This is a genomic window from Amycolatopsis sp. YIM 10 (genome assembly GCF_009429145.1).
GTDB lineage: Bacteria > Actinomycetota > Actinomycetes > Mycobacteriales > Pseudonocardiaceae > Amycolatopsis.
In genome coordinates this window covers 780989-798273 of the sequence record NZ_CP045480.1, presented here as the reverse complement: position 1 = coordinate 798273, position 17285 = coordinate 780989, and the positions used below count along the sequence as shown (strand labels likewise).

16 protein-coding genes are annotated in these 17285 nt (G+C 69.7%); 13 read left to right on the top strand and 3 right to left on the bottom strand.

Going from position 1 to position 17285, the window contains the following annotated elements; genetic code table 11:
- Positions 1-8: 8 nt before the first annotated feature.
- On the bottom strand, positions 9-320 hold the full coding sequence (gene mihF, locus YIM_RS03995) for an integration host factor, actinobacterial type (protein WP_113694660.1): 312 nt from the start codon (positions 318-320) through the stop codon (positions 9-11).
- A 510-nt stretch (positions 321-830) separates the two neighbouring features.
- Here mihF and YIM_RS03990 point away from each other — a divergent pair.
- From YIM_RS03990 to YIM_RS03960, 7 genes are all read left to right on the top strand, one after another.
- Positions 831-2459 carry a long-chain fatty acid--CoA ligase gene (locus tag YIM_RS03990; RefSeq protein ID WP_153029041.1) on the top strand — a complete coding sequence of 543 codons (1629 nt, stop codon included), beginning with the start codon at positions 831-833 and terminating at the stop codon, positions 2457-2459.
- A gap of 120 nt (positions 2460-2579) precedes the next feature.
- The gene (locus YIM_RS03985) at positions 2580-4367 is read left to right on the top strand and encodes a TIGR03767 family metallophosphoesterase (RefSeq protein WP_153029040.1); all 1788 of its coding nucleotides are present in this window, start codon (positions 2580-2582) and stop codon (positions 4365-4367) included.
- A 4-nt stretch (positions 4368-4371) separates the two neighbouring features.
- On the top strand, positions 4372-4755 hold the full coding sequence (locus YIM_RS03980) for a PaaI family thioesterase (RefSeq protein WP_153029039.1): 384 nt from the start codon (positions 4372-4374) through the stop codon (positions 4753-4755).
- A gap of 92 nt (positions 4756-4847) precedes the next feature.
- Positions 4848-6101 carry a peptidase C39 family protein gene (locus tag YIM_RS03975; RefSeq protein WP_153029038.1) on the top strand — a complete coding sequence of 418 codons (1254 nt, stop codon included), beginning with the start codon at positions 4848-4850 and terminating at the stop codon, positions 6099-6101.
- Positions 6102-6177: 76 nt separating this feature from the next.
- Positions 6178-7272, top strand: a complete 1095-nt coding sequence (locus YIM_RS03970; RefSeq protein ID WP_153029037.1) for an S-(hydroxymethyl)mycothiol dehydrogenase — start codon at positions 6178-6180, stop codon at positions 7270-7272.
- Between the two features lie 68 nt (positions 7273-7340).
- A complete protein-coding gene (locus YIM_RS03965) occupies positions 7341-7886 on the top strand; it encodes a gamma-glutamylcyclotransferase (RefSeq protein WP_228004541.1) in 546 nt (181 codons plus the stop codon).
- 160 nt (positions 7887-8046) lie between these two features.
- Positions 8047-8976: a DUF2382 domain-containing protein gene (locus YIM_RS03960; protein ID WP_153029035.1), complete on the top strand. Its 930-nt coding sequence runs from the start codon at positions 8047-8049 to the stop codon at positions 8974-8976.
- A 42-nt stretch (positions 8977-9018) separates the two neighbouring features.
- Here the strand turns inward: YIM_RS03960 and YIM_RS03955 are convergent, their stop codons facing one another.
- On the bottom strand, positions 9019-10644 hold the full coding sequence (locus YIM_RS03955) for an FAD-binding oxidoreductase (RefSeq protein WP_153029034.1): 1626 nt from the start codon (positions 10642-10644) through the stop codon (positions 9019-9021).
- 16 nt (positions 10645-10660) lie between these two features.
- On the opposite strand from YIM_RS03955, the gene YIM_RS03950 reads away from it, so the two are divergent.
- The 6 genes from YIM_RS03950 (at position 10661) to YIM_RS03925 (ending at position 15831) form a co-directional block, all read left to right on the top strand.
- On the top strand, positions 10661-11305 hold the full coding sequence (locus YIM_RS03950) for a TetR/AcrR family transcriptional regulator (RefSeq protein ID WP_153029033.1): 645 nt from the start codon (positions 10661-10663) through the stop codon (positions 11303-11305).
- Entirely contained in the window at positions 11302-12837 is a 1536-nt protein-coding gene (locus YIM_RS03945) for a glycerol-3-phosphate dehydrogenase/oxidase (protein WP_153029032.1), read from the top strand. The genes YIM_RS03950 and YIM_RS03945 overlap by 4 nt, the downstream gene beginning before the upstream one ends.
- 73 nt (positions 12838-12910) lie before the next feature.
- Positions 12911-13180 carry a helix-turn-helix transcriptional regulator gene (locus YIM_RS03940; RefSeq protein ID WP_153029031.1) on the top strand — a complete coding sequence of 90 codons (270 nt, stop codon included), beginning with the start codon at positions 12911-12913 and terminating at the stop codon, positions 13178-13180.
- Positions 13177-13737, top strand: a complete 561-nt coding sequence (locus tag YIM_RS03935; RefSeq protein WP_153029030.1) for a hypothetical protein — start codon at positions 13177-13179, stop codon at positions 13735-13737. Before YIM_RS03940 ends, YIM_RS03935 begins: the two co-directional genes overlap by 4 nt.
- The gene (locus YIM_RS03930; RefSeq protein WP_153029029.1) at positions 13730-14635 is read left to right on the top strand and encodes an ABC transporter ATP-binding protein; all 906 of its coding nucleotides are present in this window, start codon (positions 13730-13732) and stop codon (positions 14633-14635) included. The genes YIM_RS03935 and YIM_RS03930 overlap by 8 nt, the downstream gene beginning before the upstream one ends.
- Entirely contained in the window at positions 14632-15831 is a 1200-nt protein-coding gene (locus YIM_RS03925) for an ABC transporter permease (protein ID WP_153029028.1), read from the top strand. The genes YIM_RS03930 and YIM_RS03925 overlap by 4 nt, the downstream gene beginning before the upstream one ends.
- On the opposite strand, the gene YIM_RS03920 is transcribed toward YIM_RS03925, so the two are convergent.
- Complete coding sequence (locus YIM_RS03920) at positions 15821-17230, bottom strand: deoxyribodipyrimidine photo-lyase (protein WP_153029027.1); 1410 nt, start codon at positions 17228-17230, stop codon at positions 15821-15823. The genes YIM_RS03925 and YIM_RS03920 overlap by 11 nt on opposite strands.
- Positions 17231-17285: the final 55 nt, after the last annotated feature.

Genomic DNA, 17285 nt, shown 5'->3' with positions numbered 1-17285 from the left:
GAGAACTGCTACTTCAGCGCGTCGATCAGCGCCTGGCGCTGGACGTCACCCAGCCCGGCGGCGCGCCGGTCCTCCGGGATCTTGGCCTGCTCCAGCAGGGCCGCGACCTTCACCGCGCCGAGGCCGGGAACGGCCTTCAGCAGCTGTGTGACCTTGGTCTTGCCAATGGTCTTGTCCTCCTTGGCCCGGAGCAGCACCTTGTCGATGCTCTCCTTGCCGGACTTGATCGAAGCAAGCAGCTCGGAGCGGGCCTTACGAGCCTCGGCCGCCTTGGCGAGGGCTTCGGCACGCTGCTCCGGCGTCAACGTAGGCAGAGCCAACGTATTAGTCCTTTCCTTCTCAGGTGTCCGCTGTCGCGGCGGTGGCCGAAAGTCTCGACGCAAGCTTTAGCCATGCGCTGGCCAGGCCACCTCGTACCACCGGCCCAGTAAACGCCACGAGGCCCACCCTTGTGCAACCGACACGCACTTAGTACCCGTCCTTGCCCGTACGGGCAACCCCACATCCCCCGGCCCCGGCCTGCGGAAACACCCCCGCGCACTGTCCGGTTGGGAGCGATTTACCCGCCGCGACCATCCGCCGGGTGATCTTCGGGTGAACCGGTAACGGACTATTCGGAACAGTCGGTTTTGTTGGCAGCAAAGAAATGCCGGTAATTCCGCGGACAAGTACGCGCACGGTGCACCGGTGCTCCGATCACTCTTCCGAAGGACCGCTCACAACTCGGACACACCCGGTGCCGAACGGCCGCCGAACCCTGCCCGATCGGCCGTCACCGGTTTAGAGTCGGCCCCAGTTTGGTCCGCCGGAGCACCGATCGGGAGACATCGATGTTGAGCACGATGCAGGACGGGCAACTTTCGCTCGGCAAATTGCTGCGCCACGGCACCACCGTGCACGCGAAGAGCGAAGTCCTCACCTGGACCGGTACAGAATCCCGCCGCGAGACCTACGGGGAACTCGGGAAGCACGCCGCCCGGCTGGCGAACGCGCTCCGCGGCCTCGGGGTCACCGGCGACCAGCGCGTGGCCACCTTCATGTGGAACAACGCCGAGCACCTCGCCGCCTATCTCGCCGTGCCCGCCATGGGCGCCGTGCTGCACACGCTCAACATCCGCCTGTTCCCCGAGCAGCTGGTTTTTGTCGCCAACCACGCCGAGGACCACGTGGTGATCGTGGACGGCACGCTGGTGCCGCTGTTCGCCAAGCAGCTGCCGCAGCTGAAGACCGTCCGGCACGTGCTGGTGGCCAACGGCGACGCTTCGACGCTCGAAGCACCCGAAGGTGTCCAGGTGCACTCGTACGATGAGCTGCTCGCCGCGCAGCCGAGCGAGTTCGACTGGCCGGAAGTCGATGAGCGGTCGGCGGCCGCGATGTGTTACACCTCGGGCACCACGGGTGACCCGAAGGGCGTGGTCTACTCCCACCGGTCGATCTGGCTGCACTCCATGCAGGTGTGCATGTCCGACTCGATGCGGTTGTCCCAGTCCGACTCCGCGCTGGCCATCGTGCCGATGTTCCACGCCATGTCGTGGGGCCTGCCCTACGCCTCGCTGATGGTCGGCACCACGCTGGTGATGCCGGACCGCTTCCTCCAGCCGGAGCCGATCGCGCAGCTGCTGGCCACCGAGAAACCGACCTTCGCCGCCGCTGTGCCGACCATCTGGCAGGGCCTGCTGCAGTACCTCGACAACAAGCCGCAGGACATCTCGCACCTGCGCGAGGTGGTGGTCGGCGGGTCGGCCGCGCCGCCGTCGCTGATGCACGCCTTCGAGGAGCGCTACGGCGTGCCGATCCTGCACGCCTGGGGCATGACCGAGACCTCGCCGCTGGGCAGCGTGGCGCGCCCGCCGGAGTCGGCCACCGGCGACGAGCGCTGGCGCTACCGGTACACGCAGGGCCGGTTCCCGGCCTCGGTGCAGGCGCGGCTGATCGGCGACAACGGCGAGGAACTGCCGTGGGACGACAAGGCGGTCGGTGAGCTGGAGGTGGCCGGCCCGTGGATCGCCGCGGCCTACCACGGCGGCGCCGACGTGGACCCGGAGAAGTTCCACGACGGCTGGCTGCGCACCGGTGACGTCGGCCGGATCACCCCGGACGGCTTCCTCACCCTGACCGACCGCGCCAAGGACGTGATCAAGTCCGGCGGCGAGTGGATCTCCTCGGTGGACCTGGAGAACTCGGTGATGTCGCATCCGGCGGTGGCCGAGGCCGCGGTGATCGGCGTGCCGGACGAGAAGTGGGACGAGCGCCCGCTGGTCGCCGTGGTGCTGCGCGAGGGCCAGAGCGCCACCGCCGAGGAGCTGCGCGAGTTCCTCGCCGACAAGGTGGCCAAGTGGCAGCTGCCGGAGAACTGGACCTTCATCGAGGAGGTGCCCAAGACCAGCGTCGGCAAGTTCGACAAGAAGCGGCTGCGGGCCTTCCACAACGAGGGGAAGCTGGACATCTCGCAGCTGTAGCGACGAAGGTAGTGCGCCAAACGTGATAAATATTCGCGTTTAACTTCCCCGGGGTTCATCCGGTGGTTAACGTCGTGCGCCAGCGTGCACGACACCACCGGATGACTGGGGAGTGACCGCATGACCGGACTGACCGGATCGACCGGCTTGACCAGGCGCGGATTCGTCACCGCGGCGGGTGCCACCGGCGCCGGACTGCTGCTGAGCACCCCGCTGGCCTCGGCCATCGACCGGGCGATGGGCTACAGCGCCGCGCGGGCGGTGAGCACGGCGGGCACCACGCTCGAAGCCGTCGCCACCCCCGTCACGCCCGGTCCGGCGTACAGCAGGCTCACCGCGGGCCCCGGCTGGCCGCTGGTGGTGCGCGAGGACATCACCGCGGCGAAGTCCGGCCGCGACGACCGCCGCACCGCGAAGGCGTCCTTCGTGCAGTTCACCGACATGCACATCACCGACGTGCAGAGCCCGGCGCGGTTCGAGTACCTGCACCAGTTCGCCGGCTCGGCGCACCGGCCCCAGGAGGCGCTCGGCCCGTCGGCCACGGCGTCGCTGCTGCGCCGGGTCAACGGCCTGCCCGGCGGCCCGTTCACCGGGCGGAAGTTCGACTTCATGATGACCACCGGGGACAACACCGACAACCACGAGCAGATCGAGCTGAAGTGGTTCCTGGACATCCTCAACGGCGGACGGGTCACCCCGAACACCGGTGACGCGGACCGGTACGAGGGCGTGCAGGACTCCGGGGCGCCGCTGTACTGGAACCCGGGCAAGCCGCTGGACGACGCGTACACGAAGAAGGGCTTCCCGCAGCTGCCCGGCCTGCTCGACGCCGCCGTCACCGAGTTCGAGTCGCCCGGGCTGGACATCCCGTGGTTGTGCACCTTCGGCAACCACGACAACACCCCGGTCGGCACGCTGCCGGCGAACCTGCCCGGCATCGACCACTGGTACACCGGGAAGTACAAGATCATCGGCAAGGACGAGAGCACGGCGAAGAGGCTCGCTGCCGCGCTGGACAAGGACGGGACAGGGCGAAGCACCGTTGAGGGCGGTGGTGGGCGGCGGGCGGGAGTGCCGGTCGCGGAGCTGTTCGGCGGCTCCGGCACGATCCGCGAGATCACCCCGGACGAACGCCGGCGGACGTTCTCCACCGCCGAGTTCGTGCAGGCCCACCTGGACACCGCGAACACCGGTCCGGGGCCGGAGGGCCACGGTTTCACCGGCAACAACGCCGACGGCCGGAACGTCTACTACACCTTCCGGATCGCGCCGGGCATCACCGGGATCAGCCTGGACACCACCACGCTGGCCGGGCTCGCCGACGGCTCGATCGGCCTGGGCCAGTACCTCTGGGTGGAGAAGACGCTGCAGCGCGGCAGCTCGAAGTACTACGACTTCTGGGGCAACAAGGTCACCCAGCAGGTCACCGACGAGTTGTTCGTGCTGTTCAGCCACCACACCAGCGACACGATGGGCAACATCCTGCCCGACTCGCGGCACCCGCTTGAGCCGCGCCTCAACGGCGACACCTTCGTCGGGCTGCTCAACCGCTTCCCCAACGTGCTCGCCTGGGTCAACGGCCACACGCACCTCAACGGCATCGTCGCGCACATCGGCAAGACCCCGGCGCAGAGCTTCTGGGAGATCAACACCGCCTCGCACATCGACTTCCCGCAGCAGGCGCGGATCATCGAGGTGACCGACAACGGCGACGGCACGCTCTCGCTGTTCACCACTCTGGTCGAGGCCGACGCGCCCTACGCCGCGGACTACGGCGACACCTCGGCGCAAGCGCTTGCGTCCCTGTACCGCGAGCTTTCCTACAACGACATCCACGCCGACCCGATCCGCCTCGGGCAGCCATCCGACCGCAACACCGAGCTGCTGGTGATCAACCCGCTAGCTTGACCACATGACGGACTTCGCGAAGCTGATCCCGTTCGCCGAGCGCCTCGGCATCGACATCACCGAGGCAACGGCCGAACGGGTGCACGGCCGGGTCGACTGGGCGGCGGACCTGACCACCACCGGCGGCTCACTGCACGGCGGCCTGCTGATGGCGCTGGCCGACACCACCGGTGCCGTCTGCGCGTTCCTCAACCTGCCCGACGGCGCGCAGGGCGCCACCACCATCGAGTCGAAGACGAACTTCCTGCGCGGGGTCCGCGAGGGGCACGTGGTGGCGTCGTCGAAACCGCTGCACGCCGGACGCCGCGTGATCGTGGTGGAAACCGAGCTGCGCGACGCCGCGGAGAAGCTGATCGCCAAGGTCACGCAGACGCAGGCGGTGTTATGAACCTGCCGCCTGCCAGCGGTTTACAGCGCGGTGACCAGCGGTAAAAATCTCTGACACCCGGGGCGTCCGGTACTGGAGGGTGGAGAGAAAGCATGCGTGGACGTTTGTTGCTGTCGTTGCTCTCGGTCGGGCTGCTGGCCGCGACCGCCGCCCCGGCGAGCGCCGCGCCGCCGGTGCACGATGAAGCGATCGACTACCACGAATGGGCCTCGACCAGGGACTTCCGCGCCGGACAGCTGGAGGGCGTGTCGATCGGCCACGACGGGCTCCGGCTGACCCGCCCGATCGGCACCATCGAGCGCACCGAGCCGGCGCTGGGCACCACGCGCACCTACGAGTACGGCCGCTGGACCTCACCGGACTACCGGCACGGCTTCGACGCCACCGAGCTGATCGCCTCGTGGAACGCGCTCACCCCGGCCAAGACCTGGCTGCAGATCGAAGCCAAGGGCACCACGGCCACCGGCGAGAGCACCGCCTGGTACATCCTCGGCCAGTGGGCCTCCGGCGACCAGGACATCCACCGGACCACCGTGGACGGCCAGTCCGACGCGCACGCCTCGGTCAGCGTGGACACCCTGGTCACCAACGACGGGGTCGCCCTCAGCTCGTACCAGCTGCGGGCCACGCTCTACCGGGAAGCGGGCAGCGCGGTCACCCCGCGGGTCAGCTCGCTCGGCGCGATGGCGTCGAACGTGCCGGAGCGGTTCGAGGTGGCCAAGACCGAGCCCGGCGTGGCCACCGGCATCGAGCTGAACGTCCCGAGGCACGCGCAGAACCTGCACAAGGGCAAGTACCCGGAGTTCGGCGGTGGCGGGCAGAGCTGGTGCAGCCCGACCTCGACCGCGATGGTCACCGAGTTCTGGGGCCGCAAGCCGAGCGCGGAGGACATGTCCTGGCTGCCCGCGGACTACGTGGACCCGACGGTGGCCCACGGCGCCCGCTACACCTACGACTACTCGTACGAGGGCACCGGGAACTGGCCGTTCAACACCGCGTACGCCGCTTCGCTCGGGCTCAAGGGCCACATCACCCGGCTGCACTCGCTGAACGAGCTGGAGACCTACATCGCCAAGGGCATTCCGGTGATCACCTCGCAGTCGTTCCTGGCCGAGGAACTGGACGGGGCCGGGTACGGCACGGCGGGGCACATCTTCGTGGTGGTCGGCTTCACCGCCGAGGGCGACGTGATCGTCAACGACCCGGCGACCGACAGCAACGACACCGTGCGCAACGTCTACAAGCGCGACCAGTTCGAGAAGATCTGGCAGCGCACCAAGCGGTACACGGCTTCGGGCAAGGTCGCCTCCGGGCCGGGCGGGGTCGTCTACCTGATCACGCCGTAATCATTCGGCTGTCGCGATAGGTGCATTCCGCGTGGCAGAGTGCGGGTGATTGACCCGACGCGGAAGGTGGTCGCGCATGCCGTACGAAGTCCAGGGCGTGGTCTCACGGGAGAAGGGCGCGCCGGTCTCACTGGAGACCGTGCTGGTGCCCGATCCCGGGCCGGGCGAGGCGGTGGTCTCGGTGCGGGCCTGCGGGGTCTGCCACACCGACCTGCACTACCGCGAGGGCGGGATCAACGACGAGTTCCCGTTCCTGCTCGGCCACGAGGCGGCCGGGGTGGTCGAGCAGGTCGGCGCCGGTGTCACCGACCTGGAGCCGGGCGACTTCGTCATCCTGAACTGGCGCGCGGTCTGCGGCACCTGCCGCGCCTGCAAGCGCGGGCGGCCTTGGTACTGCTTCTCCACCTTCAACGCCGGTCAGCCGATGACGCTGGCCGACGGCACCAAGCTGAGCCCGGCACTGGGCATCGGCGCCTTTCTCGAGAAGACGCTCGTCCACAGTGGACAGTGCACGAAGGTCAGTGCCGAGGCCGAGCCCGCGGTGGCCGGGCTGCTCGGCTGCGGCGTGATGGCCGGGATCGGCGCGGCGATCAACACCGGCGCGGTGGGCCGAGGTGATTCCGTCGCGGTGATCGGCTGCGGTGGCGTGGGCGCCGCGGCGGTGGCCGGGTCCCGGCTGGCCGGGGCGGACCGGATCATCGCGGTGGACACCGACGAGCGCAAGCTCACCTGGGCGAAGGACTTCGGCGCCACGCACACGTTCAACGCCGACGGCAAGAGCGAGGACGAGGTCGTCGAGGCGATCCAGGAGCTGACCGGGAGCTTCGGCGCGGACGTGGTGATCGACGCGGTCGGCCGCCCGGAGACCTGGCGCGAGGCGTTCTACGCCCGCGACCTGGCGGGCACCGTGGTGCTGGTCGGGGTGCCGACGCCGGAGATGAAGCTGGAGATGCCGCTGATCGACTTCTTCTCGCGCGGCGGCTCCCTCAAGTCCTCCTGGTACGGCGACTGCCTGCCGTCGCGGGACTTCCCCATGCTGGTGGACCTGTACCTGCAGGGCAGGCTGCCGCTGGACAAGTTCGTCACCGAGAAGATCCCGCTCGACGGCGTGGAGCAGGCGTTCGCCCGGATGCACTCCGGTGACGTGCTGCGCAGCGTGGTGACCTTCTGAGAAAGCTGTTCGACGACGCGGAGTACCCCGCCGAGCCCTATCCGGGGGCCCGGCCGGGGTGCTCCTTCGTGCACGTCGACGGCGCCGGGTACGAGGTGCCGGACCCGCCGGACCTCGACGGGCGCATCCCGGTGCTGGCCTACGGCTCGAACGCCTGCCCGTCGAAGATCACCTGGTTGCGGGAGACACTGGGGCTCGCCGGCGCGGTGACCGTGTTGCAGGCCAAGTGCACCGGGCTGGCCGCGGTGTGGGCGTCCGGGCGCCGCGTGGTCGACGACCAGCGCCCGGCCACCCTGGCCGCGATGCCGGGTGTGGTCGAGGAACACGCGGTCTGGCTGGCCACGCCGGAACAACTGCGCGTGCTCGACGTCTGCGAAGGACGCGGGAATCGCTATCACCTCGCGCGGGTACACACGGGCGAGGTAACCCTTGCGAACGGAGCGTCCCTGCCGGACGTGCTCGCCTACGTGGCGGCCTCGCCGATCCGGCTGCCGCTGCTGGTCGACGGGAATCCGGTGCGGACCGCCGAGGTGATTCAGGCGCAGGCCGGGGCCCTGGTCGGCGAGACCGCGTCGACGCACGGCCTTTCGGTGACGGTCATCGAATCCGATTAAACGTCGAATTCGCGATCCGACACTATTTCGTGAATCGCACAGTTGTGATTCACCGCAGGTCATTCACTCCTTTGTGTTCGCCGGTTGCAGCCCTTTGGCGGCGGGATGATCGTGATTGGCAGACCCGTTGATATTCCCTGAATGGAAGGAAGCGGTAACCATGACCGGCACGATGCGCCCGCAGGACCTGATCGACTCGCCCGTGGTCGACCCGGCCGGAAGCAAGATCGGCAAGGTGGGCACGGTCTACCTCTCGGATGACACGCACCAGCCGGAATGGGTGACGGTGAAAACCGGGCTGTTCGGCCATCGCGAGAGCTTCGTCCCGCTCAGCGGCGCGGACCTGGCGAACGACGGCCTGCACGTTCAGGTGGACAAGGAACAGGTCACCGACGCGCCGCAGATCGAGGCGGACGGGCATCTGTCCCCCGAGGACAGTGGTGAGCTGTACCGCTACTACGGGCTGCCGATGCAGCGTGACCGCGCCAACCAGGACCAGGCCGACCGGCAGCGGCGGGGCGAGCAGGCCGCGATGGGCGGCGGCATGGCGGGCACCGCCGGAATGGCCGGAAAGCGCGGCACGGCCGACAAGCGCATGGCCGACCGGTCCGACCGCTCGGCGATGACCGGCAAGGACGACCGCTCCAGGATGGCCGGCCAGGAAGGCGAGCAAGCCGCCGCTGGTGGGAAGCATGAGCAGCGGGAAGCCAAGCACCGCGGCGGTGAGGAGATGATTCGCTCCGAGGAGCGGTTCAACGTCGGCACCGAAGAGGTCGAGACCGGGCACGTGCGGCTGCGCAAGTACGTGGTCACCGAGGAGCAGCAGGTTTCCGTGCCGGTGAGCCACGAGGAGGTGCGGATCGAGCGCGAGCCGATCACCGACGGCGAGCCGGGCGGGGCGAAGATCGGCGAGGCCGAGCAGGACGTGGTGCTGCACGCCGAGAAACCCGTGGTGCGCAAGGAAGCCGTGCCGGTGGAGCGCGTGCGCCTCGGCACCGAGAAGGTGACCGAGACCGAAACCGTCTCCGGTGAACTCCGCAAGGAGCAGATCGAGATCGACGACGACACCAAGCACCGCAAGAACCGCTGAAGCCGGGTCGTGGGTGCCCGCGCCCCCGGGCACCCACGGCCGTCAGCCCGGCAGCAGCTTGCCCGGGTTCATGATGCCGGTCGGGTCCACCGCGGATTTTGCCGCGGCCAGCACGGAAAGCCCGATATCTCCGATTTCACCACCCAGGTAGGGCGCGTGATCCAAACCGACGGCGTGGTGGTGCGAAATCGTGCCCAATCCGGCGATCGCCTCGCAGGCCGCCTTTTTCGCGCGCAGCCATTGTCCCTCGGGGTCTTCGTCGGACCGCGCGGCGAGCAGGGTGAAATACAGCGAAGCACCCGTTTCGTAGGCGTGCGAAATGTGACACATCACCACCGAGGAATCAAAAGACTCTCGCAGCGCCGAACGCACCGCGTCCCGCAGTTCGTCCAAAGAGGACCAGTGTGCCGCGGTTTCCAGCGTTTCCACGCACACCCCGAAGTCGAGCAGCGCGTCCCGTTGACGAGGCCCATTGAACCGGCCCTTGCGCCACGACTCCCCCGCCGCCCGGCCGAGTGAACGGCCGCCCGCCGCCCGCACCAGCCGCACGGTCTCCCCGCGCCGCAGCGCGATTTCCCTGGTGGACTGCGCTTCCCAGCCGAGGATCAGCAGGCAGGGCGTGCTGATCCCGCGTGCCTTCAGGTACCGCTTGACCAGCGCGGTCTTCCAGCCACCGCTCAGCGAAAGCGAAACCTCGGTCTCGTCCTCATCGGACAGCCGGGTCACGTCCGCCAGCGCCCCCGCCTGCGCCAGCCGCCGCACCAGCGCCGCCGCCGTCTCCCAGCCGTCCAGCACAAAGCCCTCGTAACGACGGACCTTCGGCACCGGCCGGACCCGCACCCCGACCTCGGTCAGCACACCGAGCGCGCCCTCGCTGCCCACGGCGAGCTGCCGCAGGTCGGGCCCGGCCGCCGAAGCCGGCGCGACACCGAGGCGCCACTGCCCGCGCGGGGTGGCCAGCCGCACGCCGGTGACCATGTCCTCGAACCGCCCGTACCCGCTCGACGCCTGCCCGGCGGACCGCGTCGCGGCGAAGCCCCCGATGGTCGCGCGCTCGTGCGACTGCGGGATGTGACCGAGCGTGAACCCGTGTTCCGCCAGCAGTTCCTCGGCCCGTGGCCCACGCACCCCGGCCTGGAGCACAGCGATCCTGGACACCGGGTCGACCGAGACCAGCCGGTCCAGCCGCACCAGGTCGAGCACGATCACCGCGGACTTGCCACCACGCACCGCCTGCACACCGCCGACCACCGAGGTACCGCCCCCGAAGGGCACCACCGCGACGTCGAACCGCACGCACACGTCGAGCACGCGCTGCACCTCGTCCGGGTCCGCGGGCAGCACCACCGCGTCCGGCACGGGCAGCTCGCCGGGGTGGCGCCGGTGCAGCAGGTCCAGATAGGACAGCCCGCCCGAACGGCTCAGCCGGTCCGCACGCTCCGTTTGCACGTGCGCCGGGCCGACCACCTCGATCAATGCCGCCCGCGCGGCCGCAACCAGCGAAGATTCTCCGACGGTCAGTCCGGAGGACGGAACGACCGGTGCGGGCGCACCCGGATTCCCGATACGCTCGGTGAGCCAGCGCATCGCCTTCACCGGGAGGTGTGCCGCGTCCGAGCCCTCGGGCGTCCACGCACCCCGCAGGCGGTGGTCAACTAGTTCACTCACCGGTATAGTGTGACACATGCCTGTCGAACGTAACATAACCGCAGCTCGCGGCGCCTCGGCACTGGCCGATACCCGCAACCGGCAGGCCGCCACCCGGGTTTCCGACGACGTGCTGCTCGACGCCGCCCGTGAATGCGTGCTCGCCGCCGGTGTGCGCCGCACCACGCTCGCCGAGATCGCCCGCACCGCCAAGGTCAGCCGGATGACGCTGTACCGGCGGTTCCCCGACGTCCGCAGCGTGCTCGCCGCGCTGATGACCCGCGAATTCGGCGCACTGCTGCAGGGCGCGAGCGCTCGCGGGGCCACCGCGGAGACCGCGCGTGGCAGGCTGGTCGAAAGCGCGGTCGAGGCGGTGCGCGCGCTGGCCACCGACCCGCTCATGCGCACGGTGCTCGACGTCGACGCCGAGCTGATCCTGCCGTACATCGTCGAGCGCCTCGGCGGCACGCAGCGCCTCGCCGAGCAGGTGATCACCGCCCTGCTCGCGGCGGGCTGGTCCGACGGCACCATCCGCCGCGGCGACACCGCGGCCCAGGTGCGCGCGGTCCTGCTCGTGGTCCAGTCCTTCGTGCTCTCGCTTCGGCCCGCGACGGCCGATGTGGACGAGGACGCGCTGCTCGGAGAATTCCGGCACCTGCTCGACGCGGCACTTCGCCCATGAACTCGGCTTCACTGAACGCCACGCGGCGTGAAGCCGACCTGGCGCGGGTGGCCGGTGGCGAGCGGTTCGATCTCGCCGTGGTCGGCGGTGGGGTGACCGGCGCGGGCATCGCACTGGACGCCGCCGCGCGCGGACTGTCCGTGGTCCTGCTCGAAGCGAACGACCTGGCCTTCGGCACCTCACGCTGGTCGAGCAAGCTGGTCCACGGCGGACTGCGTTACCTGGCCAAGGGCGATTTCGCGCTGGCACACGAAAGCGCGGTCGAACGCGGCATCATGATGACCGTCACCGCGCCCCACCTGACGCGTACGCTGCCGCAGCTCTTTCCCCTGCACACCACGACTTCGCGCACCCAGCAGGGCGTGATCACCGCCGGGCTGCAAGCCGGGGACGTGCTGCGCCGCATCACCCGCACGCCGGGTCGTGTCCTGCCGCGACCCCGCACGATCACCCGGCACGAGGCCCTCGCGCTGGCACCCGGCCTGCGGCGCAACGGCCTGCGCGGCGCGCTGCTTTCGTTCGACGGCGCGCTCACCGACGATGCCCGGCTGGTGGTGGCGCTGGCGCGGACCGCCGCGTCGTACGGCGCGCGGATCCTGACCAGGGTGCGGGCGAACAAGCTGCTGGGCGATCGGGTGCGGGCGACCGACGAGCTGACCGGGCAGGCGCTGGAGGTCCAGGCCCGCCGGGTGATCAACGCGACCGGCGTGTGGGCGGGCGAACTGGTCGAATCGGTGCGGTTGCGCCCTTCCCGCGGTTCGCACCTGATCCTGCGTGGTGCGGCGGCAGGCACCAGCGTCAGCTCGGTGATGATCGGCGTTCCCGGGGAGACCAACCGCTTTGTCTTCCTGCTGCCACAGCCGGACGGCAACGTCTACCTGGGACTGACCGATGAGCCGGTCGACGGCCCGGTCCCTTCGGTACCGACGGTTCCTGAGTCCGATGTGGACTTCCTGCTCGAAGTCGCCTCGTCGGCACTGGCGCGGCGGCTGACCACCGGTGACGTGGTCGGCCGGTTCGCCGGGTTGCGCCCGCTGATCTCGGCCGGCGGCCGGAGCGCGGATCTGTCGCGCAAGCACGCCGTGCTGCGCTCGCCGGACGGCGTGCTCACCGTGGTCGGCGGCAAGCTGACCACGTACCGTCGCATGGCCGCCGACGCCGTCGACGCGGCGGGACTGCACTCGGGCCCGTCCACCACGCACGAACTCCCACTGGTCGGCGCGGCGCCGCGCTCTCGGTTGTCCACTGTGGATGCTCCGCGACGACTGATCATGAAGTACGGCACGGAAGCCTCGCGCATCGCCGCCATCGGCGAACTCGACCCGGCGCTGGCCGAGCCGGTCTCGGCGGGCAGCGAGGTCACCGGCGCGGAAGTCGTCTGGGCCATCCGGCACGAAGGCGCCCTGGACGTCGAGGACGTCCTGGACCGGCGGACCCGCCTCGGCCTGGTCCCAGCGGACGCCGACGCGGCCCGGGAACGTGTCGCCGACCTGGTCGCCCGCTCCCTGCGAGGCCTGCCCACCCCCACCTGAGCCGCCTGCCAGTGCCGAGCGGCGCCGTTGGGCATATTTGACACGTCGTTGGGTTTTTGCAACAGTACGTTCTATGAGCCCGGTAAGACGTGGCAAAGAGCTGCCGATACACAACCGGCTCCAGGTGTTGCGGGCGGAGCGTGGGATGAGCCGCGCCCAGCTCGCGGAGGCGGTGGAGGTGAACCCGCAGACCATCGGCGCGCTCGAGCGAGGCGATCACTACCCCAGCCTCGACCTGGCGTTCCGGCTCTGCGACGTGTTCGGGCTGCCGGTCGAGGCGGTGTTCAACCGGGAGCCGTTCACCCCACTGTCCACACAGGTCTATTCGAGGGGGAACCCATGAGCACGCTGCGCGAACGCTTCACCGCGTCATGGGAGAAACAGCTGGAAATCCAGGAGCGCAAGGAACGCGACCGCGCGCGGATGCTGGTCAAGTGGCGCACCCGCGTGCACCGCAGGCGGTTCACCGTGGTGATGCTGGCAGGCAACCTGGTCATCATCGGCGCGGCGGCGATCGTGCACCGGGAGAACTGGTGGCTGTTCGCCGGGCTGTGGTTCGGCGGGTTCGCGGTGTGGACGACCGGGTTCGTCCTGCTGCGCATCCTCACCGGGCGGATGAGCACCGCCTTCTCCGCGCTGCTCGACGAGCGGGAGCGCGAGTGGCGCCACCGCATCAACTACGTCGGCTACCAGGCCATGTTCTTCGTGATCATGATCGCCTTCGCCTACCTGATGGTGGTCAACGGCACCGCGAACGCGGCCTACCGGGGCGCGATGATGCTGGCCGCGCTGATGGTCCTCGGCTCGTCCGTGCCCACCCTCGTCCTCGGCTGGAGCCTGCCCGACGACGACCCAGAAGACTTCATCGAACCGGCTCCCGTGGAGGAAACCGATGCCTGAAAACCGGCTGGAGATCGACGGCGTCACCAAGCGATTCGGCGACCTGGTCGCACTCGACCAGGTCAGCTTCGACGTGCGCGGGGAGTTGTTCGGCTTCGTCGGCAGCAACGGCGCCGGCAAGACCACCACCATGCGCATCGTGCTCGGCGTGCTGGCCGCCGACGCCGGTCAGGTCCGCTTCGGCGGCACCCCGGTCGACCACCAGACCCGCACCCGGATCGGCTACATGCCCGAGGAACGCGGGCTGTACCCGAAGATGAAGGTGCTCGACCAGCTGGTCTACCTGGCCAGGCTGCACGGCATGAGCACCGACGCGGCGCACACCAGCGCCCAGAGCTGGATCGACCGGCTCGGCCTCAAGCAGCGCCGCACCGAGGAGGTCGAGAAGCTCAGCCTCGGCAACCAGCAGCGCGTGCAGCTGGCCGCCGCGCTGGTGCACGATCCGGCGGTGCTGGTGCTGGACGAGCCGTTCTCCGGGCTGGACCCGATCGCGGTGGACGTGATGAGCGAGGTGCTCCGGGAGAAGGCGGCCGCCGGGGTGCCGGTGGTGTTCTCCAGCCACCAGCTCGACCTGGTGGAGCGGCTGTGCGACCGCGTCGGCATCATCCGAGGCGGGCGCATGGTGGCCACCGGCTCGGTCGGTGAGCTGACCGCCGACGCGGCCGTGCGCCTGCGCGTCACCGCGCCGCGGGCGCAACCCGGCTGGGCGAGCGCGATTCCCGGCGCCCGCGTCCTCAGCGAAGGCCCCACCACCGAGCTGGAACTCGACCGGGGCGCCGACGACCAGGCGGTGCTCACCGCCGCGCTGGCCACCGGCCCGGTCACCGGGTTCAGCAGGCACCAGCCGTCGCTGACCGAACTGTTCCGCAACGTCGTCACCGAGGAGAAGGCCCGATGAACCCCACCCGCTCGGCCGGCGGCTTCACCGCGGTCCGGCTGGTCGCCCAGCGCGAGCTGAACACCCGGCTGCGCACCAGGTCCTTTGTCATCGGGACCGTGCTGATCCTGGCCTTCCTCGGCGGTTACGTGCTGTTGCAGGCCTCGTTGTTCAGCGGTGCGGACAAGCAGTCGGTCGGCCTCGCCGGGCAGACCGCGAGCATCGCGGACACCTTGAAGCAGCAGGGAAAGGCGCTCGGCGAGGAGATCGAGACGGTCACCGTGACCAATCTCGACGAGGCACGCAAGCAGGTCGCGGACGGCGACCTCGACGCCGTGCTGACCGGCAGCCGCGCCGATCTCCAGGTGCTGGTGAAAACCGAACTGGACCCGCAGCTGGGCGCCATCCTGAACCAGCTCGCGCAGAACGAGGTGCTCGGCGGGGTGCTGGCGCAGGCGGTCGACGACCCGGAGCAGGTGCTGGCCACCGTGCAGGCCACCACGGTCAAGGTGGAGCAGCTCGAGCAGCCCGATCCCGAACGCGGCCAGCGCATGGCCATCGGGCTGGCCATGGTCGTGCTGCTCTACATGAGCATCACCACCTACGGCTCGATGGTCGCCCAGGGCGTGGTCGAGGAGAAGTCCAGCCGGGTGGTGGAGATCCTGCTGTCCACCGTGCGCCCGTGGCAGCTGCTGCTCGGCAAGGTCATCGGCCTCGGCCTGGTCGGACTGGTGCAGTTGCTCATCCTGGCCGGTGCGGCGCTGGCGATGACCACGGTGTCCGGGGTGATCACGCTGTCCGGCGTGGCCACCGGCACCATTCTCTGGGGCCTGCTCTGGTACCTGCTCGGCTTTTTCCTCTACGCCACCATCTTCGCCGCCGCCGGCGCGCTGGTTTCGCGGCAGGAGGACATGCAGTCGACGATGATGCCGGTGACCATGGTGCTGCTGATCGGCTTCCTGGTCGGCTTCAACGTGCTCATCCAGGACCCGGAGAGCGGGCTGGCCGCGGGGCTTTCGCTGGTGCCGCTGCTCTCGCCGGTGCTGATGCCGGGCCGGATCGCCGCGGGCGTGGTGTCCGGCTGGGAGGTCGCGCTGGCGCTGGTGCTCACCCTCGCCGCGGTGGCGCTGTTCACCTGGCTGGGCGGCAAGATCTACCGCAACGCGGTGCTCCGCACCGGCAGCCGGGTCAAGCTGGCCGACGCGCTCAAGGGCTGAGGTCGCCGTAGCGTTCCAAGGCCACCCGGCGTTCGTGGGCGTGCTCGACCACGGGCGCCGGGTAGCCGTCCGGCGGGCCCGCTTTCCACGGCTGGTGCACGGTTTTGCCGGACAAGCCGGCGAGTTCGGGCACGTACCGCCGGACGTAGTCGCCGCCGGGATCGAACTTCTCGCCCTGGGTGGTCGGGTTGAAGATCCGGAAGTACGGCGCGGCGTCGGTGCCGCTGCCCGCCACCCACTGCCAGTTCAGCTGGTTCGAGGCGAGGTCACCGTCGACCAGGTGCCGCATGAAGTGCCGCGCGCCCCACCACCACGGCAGGTGCAGGTCCTTGACCAGGAAGCTGGCGACGATCATCCGCACCCGGTTGTGCATCCAGCCCTCCGCGAGCAGCTGGCGCATCCCGGCGTCGACCACCGGGTACCCCGTGCGTCCCTCGCACCACGCTTCGAAGGCCGAGCGCGCGGCGGCGCCGGTCTCGTACTTCATCCCGTCGAAGCGCGAGTTGTAGTTGCGGCGCGCGGTTTCCGGCCGGTGCCAGAGCACGTCCGCGTGGAACTCGCGCCAGGCCAGTTCGGCGCGGAAGGCCTCGTCCTCGTCCGCCAGCTCGGCGAGCAGGGTGCGCGGGTGCACGCATCCCCAGCGCAGGTAGGGAGACATCCGGCTGGAACCTTCGACGTCCGGCCGGTCGCGCTGGGTGTCGTAGCCGGCGAGGCCTTCCTCCCGGAAGCGTTCCCAGGTCGCCAGCGCGGCCCGCTCCCCCGGCTCCGGCAGGCGCATCGAGCCCAGATCCGGATCGGCGGGAAGGTCAACGCCGGGCAGTCCGTCCGGGGTGATCCAGTCCACTGTGGACGCGGAGGTGGCGGCCGGAGAGGGCCAGCCGTGGCGCAGCCACGCGCGGAAGAACGGGGTGAACACGCGATACGGTTCGCCTTGGATCAAGGTCGGCGCGGAGCGCTCCGTTGAGGGTGGCGGTGGGCGACGGGCGGGCTTGGTTATGCGGCCCGGGGTGATGGCGTAGGAAGACCCCGTCTCCACCCAGTCGACCCCGTGGCGCTCCAACTCCGCGGCGACCGCGCGATCGCGCTTCCGGCCGTAGGGCGCGGTGTCGGCGTGGACGTGCACACCACGCGCACCGATCGCCGCGGCGATCTCGGGCAGCACCCGGACGGGATCACCGCGAACCACCAGCAGGCGCCCGGAAAGCTGCTCGTCCAGCGCGCGGAGGCAGCCGTGCAGGAAGGCGACCCTCGGCGCCCCGGACGGCTTCAGCAGCGCGTCGTCGAGCACGTAGAGCGCGAGCACACGACTCGCCGATTTCGCCGCGGCCAGCAGGGCCGCGTGATCACCCAGCCGCAGATCCCGGCGGAACCACAGGATAACTGGAGCGTTTCCGGCCATGCCTGGAAACGATATTGCCCCCGAACGCGAACCGCACGTTCAGGGGCAATACCGC

Coding starts and splice junctions, on each gene's coding strand:
- YIM_RS03990 (WP_153029041.1), top strand. CDS start 831: ATGTTGAGCACGATGCAGGACGGGCAACTTTCGCTCGGCAAATTGCTG.
- YIM_RS03985 (WP_153029040.1), top strand. CDS start 2,580: ATGACCGGACTGACCGGATCGACCGGCTTGACCAGGCGCGGATTCGTC.
- YIM_RS03980 (WP_153029039.1), top strand. CDS start 4,372: ATGACGGACTTCGCGAAGCTGATCCCGTTCGCCGAGCGCCTCGGCATC.
- YIM_RS03975 (WP_153029038.1), top strand. CDS start 4,848: ATGCGTGGACGTTTGTTGCTGTCGTTGCTCTCGGTCGGGCTGCTGGCC.
- YIM_RS03970 (WP_153029037.1), top strand. CDS start 6,178: ATGCCGTACGAAGTCCAGGGCGTGGTCTCACGGGAGAAGGGCGCGCCG.
- YIM_RS03960 (WP_153029035.1), top strand. CDS start 8,047: ATGACCGGCACGATGCGCCCGCAGGACCTGATCGACTCGCCCGTGGTC.
- YIM_RS03950 (WP_153029033.1), top strand. CDS start 10,661: ATGCCTGTCGAACGTAACATAACCGCAGCTCGCGGCGCCTCGGCACTG.
- YIM_RS03945 (WP_153029032.1), top strand. CDS start 11,302: ATGAACTCGGCTTCACTGAACGCCACGCGGCGTGAAGCCGACCTGGCG.
- YIM_RS03940 (WP_153029031.1), top strand. CDS start 12,911: ATGAGCCCGGTAAGACGTGGCAAAGAGCTGCCGATACACAACCGGCTC.
- YIM_RS03935 (WP_153029030.1), top strand. CDS start 13,177: ATGAGCACGCTGCGCGAACGCTTCACCGCGTCATGGGAGAAACAGCTG.
- YIM_RS03930 (WP_153029029.1), top strand. CDS start 13,730: ATGCCTGAAAACCGGCTGGAGATCGACGGCGTCACCAAGCGATTCGGC.
- YIM_RS03925 (WP_153029028.1), top strand. CDS start 14,632: ATGAACCCCACCCGCTCGGCCGGCGGCTTCACCGCGGTCCGGCTGGTC.
- YIM_RS03920 (WP_153029027.1), bottom strand. CDS start 17,230: ATGGCCGGAAACGCTCCAGTTATCCTGTGGTTCCGCCGGGATCTGCGG.